Below are 16,158 nucleotides of genomic sequence, written 5' to 3'. Positions count from 1 at the left end.
ATTGCCTGCCTAGTTCACGACTCGGCGTACGGCGGCGAGCTGCCCGGCCCACCCGGCCAGGCGGGTGACCTTGACGACGTCGCCGCTGTGCGGGGCCTGCACGACCAACCCTTGGCCCAGGTACATGCCGACGTGGCCAGGACGGGCCGCGCTGCCGCGGCTGCCGGGAATGAACAGCAGGTCCCCGGTCCGCAGGTCCCGGTAATCGGTGACAGGCTGGCCCGCGTCGACCTGCTCGCTCGTGGTCCGTGGCAGGGCAACGCCGGCCGCCCGATACGCCTGCTGCACCAGCGAGGAACAGTCGCACTGGCGGGCGGGAACACCGGAGTGGGGCGCGGTGCAGTCCCCGCCAAAGGTGTAGGGGGTGCCGAGCTGGGCCAGGGCCCAGCCGACCGCCGTCACCACCTGCGGCGGGGTGCTCGGCGGCAGCGTGAACCCTGCGGGGAGCGGCACCTGCTCGCTGCCGGGTTGGCCGTCGCCGCCGTCGAACAAGCACAGCGGGTTGCTCATGGCCTGCTCCAGATCGGCGGCGACAGGCCCTGTTTGGGTGCCGCCGGTCAGGACGCGGACCAGGGCGATCGCGTCGTCCTCCCAGCTGGCGTACGCGCCGGGGTAGGCGGATCGCTGCACCGCCTGGGCGGCGTCAGTCAGCGCCATGGCCTGCCAGCCGTCCACACCCAGCAGCGCCTGATAGAACCTCCCGGCCGCGTGGCGCGGGTCCCGCAGTTGGGCAGCTGTGCCCCAGCCCTGCGACGGGCGCTGCTGGAACAGCCCCACCGAGTCGCGGTCCCCGCCGGGCAGGTTGCGCAGGGTCGACTCCTGCATGGCGGCGGCCAGCGCGACCACCCAGCCCCGAGGCGGAACCTTCAGATCCCGGCCGACGGCGACGATCACGGCGGCGTGGGCCACCTGGTCGCTGTTCCACTCGGCGGTGCCGGCCGCGGGCGGAGACACCGCGATGGTGGACCCGGCGTCGACGGCCCCGTGGCAGGCTGCCGACGCGGTGCCGCCGGTGAACAACGCGCCGATCCCGCCCGCGCACAGCACCATCACCGCGATCACCGCGGCGGCGACGGCGGCGAGGGCCCGGGCGCTCACCGCGGTGCTCCCGCCGCCGCCGCCGTGCGTCCAGGCTCTGCCAGGCAGCGGGTCGCGGCGGCGGGCCGGGGCAGGCACCTGGACAGGGGGTACCGGGCGACGAGGCTGTTGTCGTCGGTGTGCACGGCGACAGTGGCGGTGTCCGGGTCGAGCAGGTAGATCCATTCGACGTCGAGGTGCCGGGCGTGACTCAACGGGAACACGGTGACCGGTTCCGGTGAGTCCACCGTCCCGTCTGTGCAGGTAGAGGCTGCCAGAGGCATGCCGACGCCCGGCACCGGGAGCTGGCCGGCGAAGGGCGAGCGGGTGGCGGCGGTAGTGTCCGGGTCGAGGTACTCCCAGTCGCAGCCGAGGATCGCGGTGACCAACGCACGCGTGTCGTAGCGGGCATGCCCGGCCCAGATCGCGGCCAGGCTGGACAGGATGACGCTCGGGTGGCCGTCGCAGAGCACGAAGCGGGCGTGCGCGAGGTGCGGGTGGTCGGGTTCGGTGACGCCGACGTAGCAGTGGCTGCTCACGGGACAGGACTCCTTCAGCGAGATGCGAATGAAATGGGACGCGCCCGCCTGCTTTGCGGCGGGCGGGCGCGTGCGGGTGGCAGGGGAGGCCCTGGCAGGCATGTCACGGCTGGTGTGCGGCATTGGTCGCGCGTGGCGATGCCGTCGGTATGGCCATGCCGTCCGTGTAGGACGGGCGGAGCTGATGGCGCCGTATCGGTCAGGGCTGGGCGCGGTCCGGGCGGGGCGGCCAGGTGGCGGGCCGGGGGCGCCAGCCGAAGATCGGGTCGGTGGTCTCGACGGATCCGCAGCGGGTGCACCGGGTGTAGGTGTCCTCGCCGTAGCCGGCCATGGACGGCACCTCGTCGGAGACGATCTGGTCGACCGCGCCGCAGACCCGGCACCGAATGGACGCGCCTTCGGGTCCGCACACGGTGAAGATCGGCTCGTCGGGGTCGGTGTCAGGCGGCAGCTGCCCGGTCATGCCGTGCCCCCCGACTTGCTCCAGTGGGGGTGGCGGGCGGTGGCGGCCACCAGCGCGGCCAGTCCGGGCTGGGTGGCGGGGGTGTCGTCTGGGTCGGGGGTGTCGTCGACGACCAGCGCCGGGTGGTCCTCACCCAGGTGGTGGGTGAGTTGGTAGACGCGGCCGTCGGTGTCGACGGCGTCGATGTGGCGGACCTGCCTCGGCTGGCCGTCGTTGGTGAGGATGTCGTCGTAGCAGGCGGCCCAGGCAAGCAGCCGCACGTCCGGCTGCGTCGCGCGGATCAGCCGGACGATGGTGTCAAGGGTGGCCCGGTAGGGTGCCCCCGCGTCCGGGGTGTCGAGGCCGGCGGCGAGGCGGTGCAGCAGCGCGGGCAGCCCGGCCGAGTCGGTGAGCAGGTCGTCGCGGTGCAGCGGGAACTCCACGCTGCGCATCTGGCGTACCGGCGTCGGCCTGTCGGTGATCAGGGGCCGGTCGTGGATGAGCAGCAGCGTCACGGGCCGGCCCCAGTCCAGCGTGTCGGCGTCGGCGTCGACGGCCAGTAGGCATCCGGCGAGGGTGTGGACAGCGGCGAAGGACAACACAAGGGTCTCCTTGTCATCGAGCAGGAAAGGGGAGGACCCCGCAGTCGGTGGCTTCGGGGTCCTCGGCATCAGGAACGGGCCCACTGGTGGGCGGGGGACCGGTGGGCTGCGCGGCCCGCGCAGCCCGGGGAAGCCGACCGCGGCGGCCCGGCATCGGTGGGGGCCGCGCGGATGTCAGCCGGCGACGTGCAGGCCGGGCGCCCGGTGGTCAGCGGTAGTGGCGGTCGCGGCTGCGCCGCCCAGGTGCGGCGGCGTGGGGGTGGTGCTCGCACACGCCGCTACCGGAGCGCTTGGCCTGGTACATGGCCGTGTCGGCCTCGGCGAGCAGCTGTCTGGGGCTGGTGTGCCGGTTACCGCTGTGCGTGTGGCCGACCGAGGCGGCCATCCGGAGGTTGCCGTTGACCACGCGGATCGGGGTGGCGGCGATGACCTGCCAGGCGGCGTGGGCCACGGCGGCGGTGTCGTCCCGGTCGCCGGACACGAGCAGGGCGAACTCGTCGCCGGAGAGCCGGGCCGCGATCTGCACCGGTGCGGGCAGGCCGATCAGGAGCCGTGCGATCCGTTCGAGCAGGTCATTGCCGGCGTCATGGCCGAGGGTGTCGTTGACGGCCTTGAACCGGTCCAGGTCGAGCAGCACCACGCCGACCGGGGTGCGATCGGCGAGCGCGGCACGAAGGTGGCCGAGAAACAGCCGCCGGTTGGGCAGGTCGGTGATGTCGTCGTGGGTGGCCTGGTAACGGGCCGTCTGCAGGGCTTGCTGCTGCCGCCAGAGCAAGGCTCCGGCGAAGGCGAGGCCGGCGAGGATGCCGCCGGCGGCGGTAGCGATCGTGTTCAGGGTGGGAGACACTCGGGACGCTCCTTGTCAATGAAGGAGCACCGGGGGCGGGCGTGAGTCGCCAAACTTCGACGCCCGCCCTCGGGCTGCCGGGACAGGTGGACTACTCGCCGCCGCTGGCGGGGGCGCGCTGGAAGGTGGCGGGACGCTCGACGGTCTGCATCGCCTTGCCGGAAGCGACGAGCTTGATGGCCGCGTTGGCGACCGCACCGGCGCTGGCCTTCGCCGCGCCGGTGCCGGCGTTCGCGGCGTCGATGAGCTTGCACAGCTCGCCGGTCCTGTAGGCCCGATCGGGGTGCGCTTCGAGGATGTCCAGGACCGCACCGCGCAACGACCCGCCCCTACGGCGCGCTGCCGCCGAGCGGTCCTCGCCGCGCGGCCCGTCGCCACTGTCGTGGCTGTCTGCCGGCGTCTGGCACGCCGGGTCGGTTGCCTTACCCGCAGGGTTGCCGGCGGTAGACGCACCGGCATCCAGTGCTTCCGGCTCGGGCTCCCGCTGGGAGGCAGGAGAGCTGTCGGGCGGGCCGGTGGTGTCGGCTGCGGCCGACGGGTCGGCATCACCAGGCTGGAGTTGCGCCTCGGTGGCGTCAAGCTGGGCAACCTCGGGGTCCGCGGCCGGTGCGGGTGCGTCGGCCGCGGCGGGCTGCGGGTTAGCGGTGGTGGCGGCGCGGCCGGCGTCGGTGAGCCGCCACAGGGTGCGGCCGTCGCCGGTGCGCACTCGCTCGGCCTGCCCGGAGCCTTCCCAGGCGCGCAGCTTCGGGGTGGTGGTGGAGTAGCCGAGTCCGGCGTGCTCGGCGACTTCGGCGGCGGTGGCCTGGCCGAGTTCGGCCAGCGCCGTGAGGACCTTGAACGCGCTGTGCGCGGGAGGGCTTTCCGTGTGCGTGTCGGTCATGCCAGTTGTCCTTTCATCGTTCGATGCGGTCGTGGTCCGCGCACTGATCCACGCTTCGAAGGCGGCGCTGATCAAGTGCATGGACCGCATCTCGGGACAGGCCAGAGGGCCTGGTTCGGCGTAGCCGGGCGGCGTGTGGCCGGATCCGGCGAAAGCGAGGCGTTGGCGGTGTATGGCGCCGAGGCCGCCAGCTGGTGGGAGGCGACGATCGTTCTTGCCCGCAGGGGGCTCGCGGTCAGCGCGGACTGCCCCCGGGCCCGCACCAGAGCAGCGTGTTTGGGTCGCCTGGTGGCTCGCGGTCGAGATGATCTGTCGGCGTCACTCAGGGCAGCGGCGGCGTGACGGCCGTTGGTATCTTCTGCGGCATGAGTGGGGGCCGGGGCTCTGGAAGCCGCAACAAGCGGCGGCAGGCCAGCGACGAGGAACGGGCTGCGGCGGTGCAGGACTACCGGGAGTCCGTCGGCCGGTTGCAGCACACCGCCTACCGAAACCTGCGGCAGACGATCGCCTACGCCACCATCTTCGTCGCCGTCGTCGCCACCTGGATGGTGTTCATCGGGCAGGCCACACCGGCGAGCTTCCCGTGGTACGCCGTGTCGATCCTCAGCGGCGCGTTCGGACTGGCTACCTACTTCGTCCGAGAACCGCGCCCGCGGCTCTACGTGCTCGCCGCCGCCGTCGTCCTGGCTGCGGTGGGCGTGACCGGCATGTTCCTGACCGACTAGGGCGGCGCAGATCACACTGTCGGTCGAGCCGGAAGCGCTGGTCGGGTTCGCCCGCCAGGTCGACCGCGCCGCCGCAGACGTGTCGGAGATCCGCGCTTACCTCAACCGGCACGCCGACGTCGCGACCGGAGGCGAACAGATCAAGATCGCCAAAGAGGCGCACGAGCACGCGGTAGAGGTCATCAACGGCACCCTGAACCGGCTCGCCTGCCTCCTGGAGAACTCCGCCCCCGAACTGCGAGCCGCCGCCGGCTATTACCGCTCGACCGACCTGGCCAACGCCGAGCGCCTCGACCGCACCCTGCCGCCGGCGGTCGACCGCTGCATCACCGCCCTGGAACTGGAACTGGCGAACAACCCCTGCGCTCCAGCCAACTTCGTCGACGTCCGAGATGTCCGCGGCCACCTCGACACCCCCGGCGACCCGGACAAGCCCGCGAACCCGCTGGGCTGGATGGACTACATCAGCCCCGCGAACTGGCTCAACGAGGTCTTCCACCACGTCTTCGGCTTCGACCCCATCAGCAGGATCCAGAGCCAGGTCTCCGGGGACTGGGAAGCCCTGGCCAACATGGCGCCCGTCGTCGACAACATCGGCGGCGCCCTGCACGACCTGGCCTACAACGTCCAATCCGGCACCACCACACTGCGGCCCCTCTGGCGTGGCGCCGCCGGTGACGGAGCCTTCCGCTACTTCACGACTACCGCCAACGCCACCGCCGACCTCCACGCCCCCATGTCCGCGATCAGCAAGGCGTACCGGGAGATGGCCGACGCCGTCTGGTCCGCCGGTGAAGCCCTCGGCGGTGTCGTCAAAAGCCTCATCGACGCCGCCATCATCGCCGGCATCGCCGCCGCTGCCGGCACCGTCACCTCCGAAACCGGCGTCGGCGCGCTCGTCGGCTACGGTGTCGCCGCCGCCGAAGTCGCGAACATGTTCCGGCTCTGGGGCGAAGCGACCAAGCTCTGCCAGCAGATCTCCGCCGCCGTCCTCGTCTTCCGGGCCGCCCTCACCCGCGAACTCAGCGACCTCGACGCCGTCGCCCTGCCATCCCTCCCCGACGGGGCCCGTTACGACCACCCCCTCGCCGGGGCACAGGCGTGAACGGAGTGGACGACCTGGACGACATCACCGGCGGCGACGAGAAGCGCGGGCAAGCCCTGCGCCAGGTCCTGGACCAACTCGCCCGCAGCAACAACCCGCTGCTGCGCGAGATGGCCACCGCAGTTCAAGACGGCCAGCTCAACCTCCGCCAGGCAGCTGCCAGCAACACCTACGGCGTCGAGCTAACAGCGCCCTTCCATACCTTCTGGACCGCATACCAAGAGATGACCCCCAAGGAGCGCGACGACCTCGCAACCCCCTCCTGACCACCAGGACGAGGCCTCACTGACAAGAGTCCTGTGCGCCGCGTCCGCATCCGTCCCACAAGGGCTGCACGCTTGGAACTTCGTCCGTGCCGGCGCTTGGTCGCGGCGACGCGGTCGCTGCCTTCTTGCTGCCTCGGCGTCTCCCGGGCTTTCGAAGAAGCGCTCCGACGCTCTTGAGCGGGCGACCCGCGGAGCTGTTGAGGCGGTGGCGGAGCAGACAAGGGAGGTCCTGCCAGCGTGGCGCACGTTCCCGACGCGATGCACAGCCGGTGTGTCGTGACGGAGCGGCCCTCGATTGGCAGGTGGAAGAGGAAACAGCGGCCTCTCGCCGGCCTCGGCTCAGAGAAAGCCCCGGCCCCGGGGCGCTGGCGATGCGCGCCGGCCGCCTCCTGCGGCCGTCGGCCGGCCCGCCGCCACCACGGCCGGCGACGAATGACCCGCCGGCCGGAGTCGAGGCAGGTTGGAGGTGATGCGAGATCGGTTGGACTAAGCCGGCTCGGGGGAGCGGCAGCCGTCCGCAGCTCGATAGCCGATGCGGCGGACAGCGGCAGCGTCAGGCACCGGGCGGCGGTCGGGGTCCCTGAGGTGACAGTGAGGTCGGCGGCCTGTGTCGTACTAGAGGGTGACGGCGAGCAGCCGCTGATCTGGGCCGAGGGACTCAAGGTGGGCCAGGGCCTGCTCCAGGTAGGTGATGCGGTGAGCGAGGGCATCGCTGGCCGGGGCGAGCTTGCGGCCATCGGCGGTGAGCATCGCATCGCCGGCGACGGCGCTCGCGGCCCGGTAGTGCTGGTAGGCGACTTCACCTGCCTGGTACATCTCCAGCTCCCCGACGGAGGGTTGCCCGGGGCCGAGGGTGGCGGCGTGCAGACGCATGGCCTGTACGCGGGGCTGGGCGTGGAAGTCCGCGACCGCGGACTCGAGGGGGTAGCGGTCGGGGTCGGTGAGGTGGCGGGTTTCGAACATCGGCCAGGAGGTGGCCGCTCTGGTGCCATGCACGAGCCGCTGCCAGATCTGGTAGCGGATGCCGGCGCCCACGGCGGCGGCGTGGCGCATACCGGCCAGGTCGAGCAGCCGCATCGGACCGCCCGCGCACGGCGCGGGGCGGCCCTTGCGCAGCCCGATCATGAGGTGGTGCTGCCAGAGTCGCAGCCGCGGCGCCGTCCAGAACAGGGTCGTGAGGGTGCCGCTGACACCGAAGTGTGTGTCGAGGTGGTGGCTTGTGAGCGCCGCGGCGGGAAGCTCTTCGGGCAGACAGATCACCATCGTGGAGACGCTCGGGGCCGGCGTGACGGTCGGCCGCGATGCGGTGGTGGCCGCCCGGGTGGCGGCCGGTGGCGGCCCTGCCGTTGGGGTGGCCTTCGCCGGCGGTCGTGCTGGGGTGGCGGGCACGCGGCTGCCGTGGCGGGTTAGCGGGGTGCCGTTGACAGGGGACATGGGTGATCCTCCTCTGATGGACTTGCGCGTGGGCGCGCAGGGATAACCGGCCCACGAGGTGCGGGTCGGCTTCAGGACAGACGGGAAGATGACACATCAGTGGTGCGAGTGGCTGGTCGACCTCGAGAGGCCGCCGCGCGGGACGCGTGCCGACCGGCCGAGGCGGGTGGGCATCGCGTACCGCTGAGGTGCGGCGGGGGATCCCTGCGGTGGGACCGAACCGGGATGCAGCGATATACGGGGATGGTGTTGGCCGAGACGATAGCGGCCCGATCTGTCAGCGCTCCCCGCCCCGTCCTGGCCGGAAAGCGCTGCTGACCTGCGATGTCAGTCCGTGTCACGACTGTGCCGCCAGCGCTGCGGGATGCCTGTCAGATCAGGTGGCTCTGACACGCGGCCGGCGGCGGTGACAGCTGGACGCCGCCGACCGGGCGCCAGCGTCGGTGAGGAAGCCCGGCGCCGGCCCGTGCGGCCGTGGGGCTTGCGAGGCGGTCTGTGACCACCACCGGCAGCGGGCGGCGGAGCTGAGTTACCGGCGATGAGCGCCGACGAGGTGTTCGGGGTCGCCTACGACACGGCCCGCTAACTAGACTCGCGCAGCTGGGCTGGCGCCGACGATTACCTGAACGACGGGGAGACGATCCTGTGACTGACGTCGAGAACATCACTCTGGAAGCGGAACTCCCCAACGAAGACGCCGAGCGTGAGATCGCGAAGGCTGTGAGCGCCCGGCACGCGATCGCCCGCAGGTACGTGAAACGGGTGCGGAGGCGGAACCCCGACGCGACTCCTGCCGAGGTCATCACGATGCTTGAGCGGCACTACGTCGCAGCGATCACCGTCGCCGGGGGCATCGTCACCGCCGGCTCGATTGCCGCTGCCGTCGGGATCGCGCTGATCCCGGGCGGTGGCGCCGCTACGGCTGCCAAGACTGTGAGCGCCCAGGCGGCGAAGAAAGCCGGCAAGGAGGTAGCGAAGAAGGCCGGCAAGGAGGTGGCGAAAAAGGCCGCGAAAGGCCTGGCGCTCAACGCCGCGAAGACAGGCGCCCAAAGGGTCGCCGCACTCCTTCCGGCTGGTGATGAGCAACTCCAGTTCGAGATCACCGCGATCTTCGCCCTCGCGATCGCCGACATTCACGGCATGGCTCTCGACCGGGACCAAGCCCACGCTCTCGTCTACCTCCTGTCTAACGAACGCGTCAGCCAGAAGCAGATTGCAACCATGGCCACCGACCTCGCGAGCGCGTCGACGGACGGCATCGTCGGCGTCGGCCACACCATCGCCTCCGGCCGCAAAGACTGGTCGCATTGGGCGAACACTCTTGCAGACAGCCTCCCAGGAGGCGCGGCACAAGACCTGATCCGGACCGTTCAGACGGGTCGGTTGGAGACCGTGCGCTCCGGCCTGAACGGTAGGCAGCAGGCAGCGATTGAGTACGGCGTCGGCGCCGTTGCCGGCGGTGTCGCTCGGTTCGTTTTTGGTCGCGAGGTCATCGAGGCGGCGAAGACGGCATTCGCCGAGGCGCCAACGGAGTTCCCCGATCACCTCACAGTGCCGACCAATGTCACGGCGGAAGAAGAAGAGGATGAGCCAAACCGGGCGCTTGTGGCGCTCGAGGACGCGGCCAAAGCTACGGGCAACTGGGTGGCGAACGCAGCCGGCAGCGTAACCCGACCCTTCCGAAGCGTCGACCTCGATGGCGATGGAGTTCCTGACGAGCCTCAGGCGTTGACCGCAGTGAAGGGAGTCGGTGGGGCGATCGCCGGTGCGGCCGGGACCGTCGGCGCGGGGGTCACGTCCCTGTTCAAGCCGAAGAAGCGGGGCAAGCATGCCGCTGGTGAGCCGCGGCGAGAGATCGAGGCGGCCGAGGCGTCAGACGACCAGTAGCTGGGAGGTACCGCGCGCCGCTCCGGTGCGACAGCTAGGTGGCAGCCGTGAGCTCGGCCAAATCGACGGCGTTGATGAGTGCAGCCAGCGCGGGCTCCGTTTCAAGTTTCAACGGCAGCAGTTCCCCCGTACGAGGTCGCCGGTTGAGTAGAAGCTCCGAGCTCGTGTCGGTGACGATGTCGGCGGCGTCAGCCTCCTGCCACCGCACCCCGGTGAGCGAGGCGCGTTCAATCTTGGTCGCCATCAGGCACGACACACGGTTTCGGCCGTAGCTGTCCAGTCCATCCTGACGAAGAACAGCCACCCTCGCTGAGCCGATACCCGGTGCAACGGCGAAGGCTTCCCGCACGGTAACCAGAACCTGCCCACAGACGAACAGTTTGTAGTAGGCCGCTCGGTCGCGCTGCGGGAGCTTACGTAACGACAGGTTGCCGGCCTCTGTCGTGGTCGGCATCCGCTCAGGCACAGCTTGGCCGACGGCGGGAACGAGCACGACGAGGGAGGCCTCGTCGTCGGTGACTCCGACGGCGGCGCTCGGCGCCTCGTTGTCCTCGAAGGCTTCCTCAAGGGTTTCTAGGACGACATCCGGCTTGTTGCTGTACAGCTGCCGCCAGCGGTCGTCGAGGTATCGCTGCCAGCCTGCCTGCTGCTCTCGTAGGCTGGCCCACTGCCGCTGCACCTCAGCCTCGGTCCACTCGGTCGCGCGTTGTTTCGCCCGTGCCCGTTTGCTGCGCTCGAAGATGCCGATGCCGACCAGGGCGTGCTGCTCGTAGTGCTTGTAGATAGCGGCACGGTCCGGTGGTGCGGGTTCCGGCGCGATCGGTCGGGACGCGGCGGGGAACTCCACCCGGTGCAGGTCGAGGATGCGCAGAAACGCCTGCGCCAGCAGCCCGGCTTCCTCCATTCGCTGCGCCTGCACCGCCTGACGTTGCTGCGCCGCGATTTGCCGCTGGTAGCTCGCCGCTGGCGCCGCCCGCCCGCCTCGGCGGCCACCGCCCAGCGGCGTGTAGAACCCCACCGGGCCGACTCCGCTGGAGAAGCCGGTTCGCCCGGCGCCGATGTGAACACGGGCGACCCGCGGGCCGACACTGGTACGGATGCCGCGCGACGAAGCGCGAATCCGCACCCCCGGAGCCAGCCTGATCGAAAACCCCACGCGTTGACCGTAAAGCCGGGGGCCGGTTTTGCCGGTCAGCCTGTCGCCTGATGTCAGCTCGGACGCCCAGCCACTCCTTACGGCGATGATCGTCACGAGCGGTCAGCCGAATGCGTAGGCTCAGGCTGCACTGCGTGCAACGGTCGAGGCGGGCTGGAGGGCGAGGTTTCGTTACAGCCGGCCGACGCCGGCATCCATGACCACTAAGATCGCGCGGGTGAGTGACAACCTGCACGCCGTCCGCCGGGTCAGCGTGGGCGACCTTAGCGCCGACATCGACGAGGAGCTTGCGCCGATTATCGAGGTCATCTGGCGTCTGGGGCTGACGACCTGGACCTGTTGCCAGAATGCGGGCGAGAGCAACGCTGACTGGCCGGAGCAATTGCCGCACATGGCCCCGGTCATCGCCGCGCAAGTAGGGTGGGCCTACATCGACTTCCCGATTGACGACGGGATGGCGTTCCTGACTGCGCTCGCCCAAGCCGGCCCTCGCGACGCCTTCTACCTGCGGATGACACACTGGGCAGCACTGGACTCGTGGCACGTGTCCGCCCGGCCTATGGACAGGGCAACCTTCGACCAGCAACGCGAGTCGCAGTTCGAGCTACGCCTCCTGCTGGTCCGATTTCCCAGCTACGACCGCGCGGAGATACTGCGCCGGCTGACCGCCTACCAGGCAGGCCGACTCGCGTCGCCAGGGCCGATCGATCGGTCAAGCATGGCTGTCAGGCACTTGGCATGATGCGCACACTTTAGGCACCCGGCCCATGGCTGGTGTGCATTGTTGACGAACAGGCCAGTTGTCGGCGGTACGCCCGGTTTGCGGCCACTTAGAGACTTGGTCCAGGATCGGGGTCCGGCCATGAGCGGACCGGGCGACGCCACCGCCCCGGTGCGGCTCACCGGGGCGTGGGAGGAACTGCCCCGCCTCGGCGTGCTGTCGAGCTTCACCGCCGAGCAGGCCGACGACATGACCTGCGGCGGCCGGGTGACCGCGCACCGAGGCCACCCGGGCGCCGACGGTGGCCGAGGATCGGCATCAACGTCCGCTCGTCGCGAGTCGGGTGGCGCAGGTGGTGAGGTGACGGCGTTCCGGGAGGCTCGTGGCGCGTCGGGCGGCCTCCCGGTAGTCGGCCGCCGCGGCGGCGTGCTCGCCGGCCAGTTCGAGCAGGTGGGCGCGGGTCGCGAGAAGGCGGTGGTGGCTCGCCATCCGGCTGTCGGATTCCAGTGCCGCCAGCAGCACCAGCCCTGCCGACGGGCCGTGCACCATGGCGACGGCCACGGCACGGTTCAGCGTGACCATCGGCCCCGGCGCGAGCTGCTCCAGCAGTTCGTACAGGGCGAGGATCTGCGGCCAGTCGGTCGCGTCCAGGTGCTCGGCCTCGTCGTGGACCGCGGCGACGGCCGCCTGCACCTGGTACGGGCCGACCGGGCCCCGGGCCAGCGCCGCGCTGACGAGCGCGACCCCGTTGCCGATGAGCGTCCGGTCCCAGGCGCTGCGATCCTGCTCGGCCAGCGGCACCAGCGCCCCGTCCGGTGTCGTACGGGCGGGCCGGCGCGCCTCGGTGAGCAGCATGAGGGCCAGCAGCCCGGCCACCTCGGCGTCCTCGGGAAGCAGCCGGCGCAGCCAGGTGGCGAGCCGGATCGCCTCGCCGGACAGCTGGGGCGCGGTGAGGTCCGGGCCGGTGCTGGCGGTGTAGCCCTCGTTGAAGAGCAGGTACAGCACGTGCAGCACGGCGCGCAGCCGCTCGGCGCGTTCCGGCCCTTCGGGCATGCTGAAAGTCGTACCGCTGGTTCTGATGCTCTGCTTCGCCCTGCTGATGCGTTGCGCCATCGTCGGCTCCGGGACGAGGAACGCGGCGGCGATCTGCGCGGTGGTGAGGCCGCCCACCGCCCGCAGGGTCAGCGCGATCTGGCTGGCCGGGGACAGCGCCGGATGGCAGCACAGGAAGAGCAGGGTCAGTGAGTCGTCCCGGTCGGTGCCCGGATCGGCGTCCGCGGGCCGGCCGAGCAGTTCCGACTGCGGGGTCGCGGCGATGATCGCGTTCTCCCGCTGCCGGCGGTACTGGTGGCTGCGGACCTCGTCGAGCAGCCGACGGGAGGCAACGGTCACCAGCCAGCCGCGGGGATTCTCCGGTATGCCCTCGGTGGGCCAGCGCATCGCGGCCCGGACGAGCGCCTCCTGCGTCGCGTCCTCGCACGTGTCGAACTGCCCGTAACGGCGAACCAACGCGCCGAGGACCTGCGGCGCCAACTCGCGCAGCAGGTCCTCGACGCCCCGATCAGGAATCACAGGTCCGCGGCCGCCTCGTGCAGGACCGGCCACACCTCGACCGGCTCGACGTCCGCCCACGGCATGTCCGCGGCGATCTCGTACGCCCGCTGCTCGTTCTCGCAGTCCAGCAGGTAGAGGCTGGCCAGGTACTCCTTCGTCTCCAGGTACGGCCCGTCGGTCACCGCCGGGGCGCCGCCCGTGCGCCGCACCAACCGCGCCACCGCGGCGTCGGCCAGGCCGTACGCGCCGAGCAGCTCGCCGGTCCCCTGGTACTTCTTGTTGAACGCGTCCTGCTTGGCGATCGCCTCCGGCCAGCTCTCCGCCGGGATCGAGCTCCACTTCTCCTGGTTGCCGTAGATCAGCAGCAGGTACTTCATCAGGGTCGTCCTTCCGATCCAGGCACCGTGCCCGGTGCGTCCTCACCTCACGAACGGAGCGGGCGCGCCAGCCTCGACATCCGTACCGGAGATTTTCTCCGCCGGCGATGTCGAGCCCGGCAGCACCGCTCCGTTCCACTGGCAACGGCACATCACTGCGAGAACGAGGGAGCACCATCATGGGTACCAGGACAGGAACCGATATCCTTGCGACGCGGCCGGTGTGGCAGGTCAGCGCGCTGGCCGGACTGGCCGCGGCCACCGCGACCGAACTCTACGGCCTGGCGGCCCGCGCGGTAGGGGTACCGATGGAGGCAGGCAATATCGGTGCCTCCGTCTCGAGGCCGATCACCATCGGCATGTTCGCCATGGGCACGGCAGTCGCGGTGTTCTGGGGGACCATCCTCGCGGTGCTGCTCGCCCGGCACGGCCGCCGCCCGGCACGCACCTACCTGCGGACCACCATCGCACTGACCGTGCTGTCCCTGGCCGGGCCGTTCCTCGCCGGGGCCACCGCGACCTCGACCAAGGTGATGCTCGCCCTGGCACACATTTTCGCCGCGGCCATCGTCATCCCCGCCGTCACCCGCAGGCTCAGTCACTCCCCGGCCGTCCCGGCGGGTGCGGAAGGCTGGCCGAGCCAGCCAACCAGTGACAGCTCCGCGCAGCGGGCAGCACGACGGGCGGCCGAGTTCCGGTCTGGATTGCGTGTAACTCCTCGAACGATGGAATGCCCACGTCGACCCGAGGCGTGATCCCGGACAACAGTAGTTGCGCCATCACCCGCTGGACGGATGCTCGCGGCTCACGTACGAGATCTTCGTACCTGAGCATGACCCGATGGGGTGCTGGTGGCAGCAGCCAGCTAAGCACGTTCTGCCCCCAACTCCCGGTCCCGACCGTGTCTTCTCGGTTGATCATCGCTCTCAGTTCGGTCTCGAACTCGCGACCTTTCCCTTCGCTGTTGAGCCGAGCCCATGAGACCAGCGAGTCTCTGCCGTCGCGGACGAGGTAGATGGCTCGGTCCGACTCGTCGACGTCGTCGTCGCGCTGCCTGTGCGTCTTGACAAAGTGCACCTGCTCGGCAGTCCGCATCGCGCGGATTGCCGCAGGCCGCTCCTCGAACCCGACCACGGACGCGCCCAAGCGTGTGGCGACGCCGTCGACGTCGTATACGACGGACGTCCGTACGCCGCATAGACGGTGCAGCAGGATGCGGAGGAACGTGTTTCCCGAGCGTGGAAACGAGGACACCCACACGATCATGGGCAGCAGCCTAGGCGCGGCCGCCGAAGCAAGTCACAGGGTGCTGTGGGCATTGCAGCGCGGCGAAACGCAGCAACGCCGGCGCCCGGCAGTGGGCTCACAGGGGGACAAGACACCGCGAGGCGTCGTCGACAAGCGCCGAAGGGAGGCAGCCCGAGACACGGTGTGAGCTGGCGTCGAGCAGCGCTCGCGCTGGTGGCGCGACAGCGCTCTAAGTTCCGTTTCAACATGTGACGGTCGTCTTGGTTACGGCCGATAGGTTGGCCACGTGAAGCCTGTTACGCGGCCCCTGCCACACGAGGACCTATCGACGATCCTCGGACTGACCGTGGTCCTGCATGGGCATCTGGCGGCGAAGCAGCTCCCACCTGTCGTGACGCAGTGGTTGATCCGGCGGCTGACCGAGCATGGGCCGTTGCCAGCAGGAGCCTCAGAGGGCGATCTCAACCTTCTTCTTCACGATCTGGCGCAGCGCTTGCATTGGGCCATGGGACACGGTGACGAGTATCCCGCAGCGGCGGAGCGCCAGACCACGTACGGCATCGACCTGCCGAGTGCCTCGGCCGTTCAAGCATGCCGGGCAGAGTTGACGGAGCTGGGCCCGCGGCGGTTGGCCACGTACCTGCCGGGGGAGGCAGGCCGTCCGATGACAAGCAATGATTACTTAGCGGCAGGGCTCCACTGGCAGCTCGTTGTCGCCTTCCCCGAACTCATTCCTGGCCCAGCGTTCGAGGCGCGGGTCCAAGCCCTGTCCGCCCTGGCTCAACGGCACGGTGGTCGCTTCGCCGGCTCCTCGATTGGCTAGCCGGACTGGAGTGAAACTGGGCTGTCGTTGAGGTAACGCGGCGAGCCGGTCGGGACGAGGTGCAGGTGCTGGGTCTGGTGGCTGGGGCGTGGCTTGCAGAACCAGTGCATAACCTCAGCGAGGTAGGGCCAGTAGCAGTAGTCCAAAGGCTTCAGCAACTCGATGCACGGGCGCGACGACTTCAGGTCCGCGACGTCCACCATGATGTCGATGACTAGTTTGGCGGCGAGCCCGGGCACCGCCGTACTGCCGACGTGGTGGATGCCGCCAGTGATCCAGGCACCGATGGACTGGCCGACCACGCTGGGCTCGGCAGAGAACCGCTCGGGCCACGCCGGGTCGCAGGGCTTAATGTGGACGCCCGCGTTGGCCTCGTGCGAATCGCTGCTATTGCTGTCCGGCATGCCGCCACTCTGTCAGGGCGGCCGCTTCCCGGCAGCCCCACCAATAGGCCGGCGATCATGTCAAGTATCTC

General features: G+C 70.2%; 17 protein-coding genes and 1 pseudogene. 6 read left to right on the top strand and 12 right to left on the bottom strand.

The features are described from left to right. Positions 1-9 precede the first annotated feature (9 nt). The 6 genes from NFX44_RS21935 to NFX44_RS21910 form a co-directional block, all read right to left on the bottom strand. On the bottom strand, positions 10-1,098 hold the full coding sequence (locus NFX44_RS21935; protein ID WP_262285450.1) for a C40 family peptidase: 1,089 nt from the start codon (positions 1,096-1,098) through the stop codon (positions 10-12). Beyond that, positions 1,095-1,616: a hypothetical protein gene (locus tag NFX44_RS21930; RefSeq protein ID WP_262285449.1), complete on the bottom strand. Its 522-nt coding sequence runs from the start codon at positions 1,614-1,616 to the stop codon at positions 1,095-1,097. The genes NFX44_RS21935 and NFX44_RS21930 overlap by 4 nt, the downstream gene beginning before the upstream one ends. Positions 1,617-1,815: 199 nt before the next feature. Beyond that, on the bottom strand, positions 1,816-2,079 hold the full coding sequence (locus NFX44_RS21925) for a hypothetical protein (RefSeq protein WP_262285448.1): 264 nt from the start codon (positions 2,077-2,079) through the stop codon (positions 1,816-1,818). Then, positions 2,076-2,660 (bottom strand): hypothetical protein, encoded by a 585-nt coding sequence (locus NFX44_RS21920; protein ID WP_262285447.1) that lies wholly within the window; start codon positions 2,658-2,660, stop codon positions 2,076-2,078. The genes NFX44_RS21925 and NFX44_RS21920 overlap by 4 nt, the downstream gene beginning before the upstream one ends. 208 nt (positions 2,661-2,868) lie before the next feature. Then, on the bottom strand, positions 2,869-3,507 hold the full coding sequence (locus NFX44_RS21915; protein ID WP_262285446.1) for a GGDEF domain-containing protein: 639 nt from the start codon (positions 3,505-3,507) through the stop codon (positions 2,869-2,871). Between the two features lie 91 nt (positions 3,508-3,598). Continuing rightward, positions 3,599-4,387, bottom strand: coding sequence for a MarR family transcriptional regulator (locus NFX44_RS21910; protein ID WP_262285445.1), 789 nt, complete (start codon positions 4,385-4,387; stop codon positions 3,599-3,601). Positions 4,388-4,752: 365 nt separating this feature from the next. On the opposite strand from NFX44_RS21910, the gene NFX44_RS21905 reads away from it, so the two are divergent. From NFX44_RS21905 to NFX44_RS21895, 3 genes are read left to right on the top strand one after another with little or no spacing between them, the layout of a single operon-like run. Beyond that, positions 4,753-5,112, top strand: a complete 360-nt coding sequence (locus NFX44_RS21905; RefSeq protein ID WP_262285444.1) for a hypothetical protein — start codon at positions 4,753-4,755, stop codon at positions 5,110-5,112. 10 nt (positions 5,113-5,122) lie between these two features. Continuing rightward, positions 5,123-6,217 (top strand): WXG100 family type VII secretion target, encoded by a 1,095-nt coding sequence (locus tag NFX44_RS21900; protein WP_315974620.1) that lies wholly within the window; start codon positions 5,123-5,125, stop codon positions 6,215-6,217. 5 nt (positions 6,218-6,222) lie between these two features. Continuing rightward, on the top strand, positions 6,223-6,483 hold the full coding sequence (locus NFX44_RS21895; protein WP_262285443.1) for a hypothetical protein: 261 nt from the start codon (positions 6,223-6,225) through the stop codon (positions 6,481-6,483). Between the two features lie 615 nt (positions 6,484-7,098). On the opposite strand, the gene NFX44_RS21890 is transcribed toward NFX44_RS21895, so the two are convergent. After that, positions 7,099-7,746 (bottom strand): hypothetical protein, encoded by a 648-nt coding sequence (locus NFX44_RS21890; RefSeq protein WP_262285442.1) that lies wholly within the window; start codon positions 7,744-7,746, stop codon positions 7,099-7,101. An 816-nt stretch (positions 7,747-8,562) separates the two neighbouring features. On the opposite strand from NFX44_RS21890, the gene NFX44_RS21885 reads away from it, so the two are divergent. Beyond that, the gene (locus NFX44_RS21885) at positions 8,563-9,804 is read left to right on the top strand and encodes a hypothetical protein (protein ID WP_262285441.1); all 1,242 of its coding nucleotides are present in this window, start codon (positions 8,563-8,565) and stop codon (positions 9,802-9,804) included. 34 nt (positions 9,805-9,838) lie between these two features. Here the strand turns inward: NFX44_RS21885 and NFX44_RS21880 are convergent, their stop codons facing one another. Then, complete coding sequence (locus NFX44_RS21880) at positions 9,839-11,056, bottom strand: DUF4236 domain-containing protein (protein ID WP_262285440.1); 1,218 nt, start codon at positions 11,054-11,056, stop codon at positions 9,839-9,841. A gap of 121 nt (positions 11,057-11,177) precedes the next feature. On the opposite strand from NFX44_RS21880, the gene NFX44_RS21875 reads away from it, so the two are divergent. Continuing rightward, positions 11,178-11,702 carry a hypothetical protein gene (locus tag NFX44_RS21875; RefSeq protein WP_262285439.1) on the top strand — a complete coding sequence of 175 codons (525 nt, stop codon included), beginning with the start codon at positions 11,178-11,180 and terminating at the stop codon, positions 11,700-11,702. A 297-nt stretch (positions 11,703-11,999) separates the two neighbouring features. Here the strand turns inward: NFX44_RS21875 and NFX44_RS21870 are convergent, their stop codons facing one another. Together NFX44_RS21870 and NFX44_RS21865 are read right to left on the bottom strand one after the other, a co-directional pair. Beyond that, positions 12,000-13,253 carry an RNA polymerase sigma factor gene (locus tag NFX44_RS21870; protein ID WP_262285438.1) on the bottom strand — a complete coding sequence of 418 codons (1,254 nt, stop codon included), beginning with the start codon at positions 13,251-13,253 and terminating at the stop codon, positions 12,000-12,002. Then, the gene (locus NFX44_RS21865; RefSeq protein ID WP_262285437.1) at positions 13,250-13,612 is read right to left on the bottom strand and encodes a YciI family protein; all 363 of its coding nucleotides are present in this window, start codon (positions 13,610-13,612) and stop codon (positions 13,250-13,252) included. Before NFX44_RS21865 ends, NFX44_RS21870 begins: the two co-directional genes overlap by 4 nt. A 179-nt stretch (positions 13,613-13,791) precedes the next feature. Here NFX44_RS21865 and NFX44_RS21860 point away from each other — a divergent pair, with 179 nt between their 5' ends. Further along, positions 13,792-14,367 (top strand): DUF6069 family protein, encoded by a 576-nt coding sequence (locus NFX44_RS21860; RefSeq protein WP_262285436.1) that lies wholly within the window; start codon positions 13,792-13,794, stop codon positions 14,365-14,367. A gap of 34 nt (positions 14,368-14,401) precedes the next feature. Here NFX44_RS21860 and NFX44_RS21855 read toward each other — a convergent pair. Both NFX44_RS21855 and NFX44_RS21850 read right to left on the bottom strand, forming a co-directional pair. Further along, a pseudogene (locus tag NFX44_RS21855) lies at positions 14,402-14,878 on the bottom strand (sulfotransferase domain-containing protein); the annotation flags it as partial. 801 nt (positions 14,879-15,679) lie between these two features. Beyond that, complete coding sequence (locus tag NFX44_RS21850) at positions 15,680-16,087, bottom strand: GrpB family protein (RefSeq protein WP_262285435.1); 408 nt, start codon at positions 16,085-16,087, stop codon at positions 15,680-15,682. Positions 16,088-16,158 lie beyond the last annotated feature (71 nt).

The organism is Micromonospora sp. MA102 (genome assembly GCF_025460765.1).
Classification (GTDB): Bacteria; Actinomycetota; Actinomycetes; order Mycobacteriales; family Micromonosporaceae; genus Micromonospora; species Micromonospora halotolerans.
The sequence above is the reverse complement of the archived record's forward strand: the minus strand, read 5'-3'. Positions and strand labels throughout refer to the sequence as shown.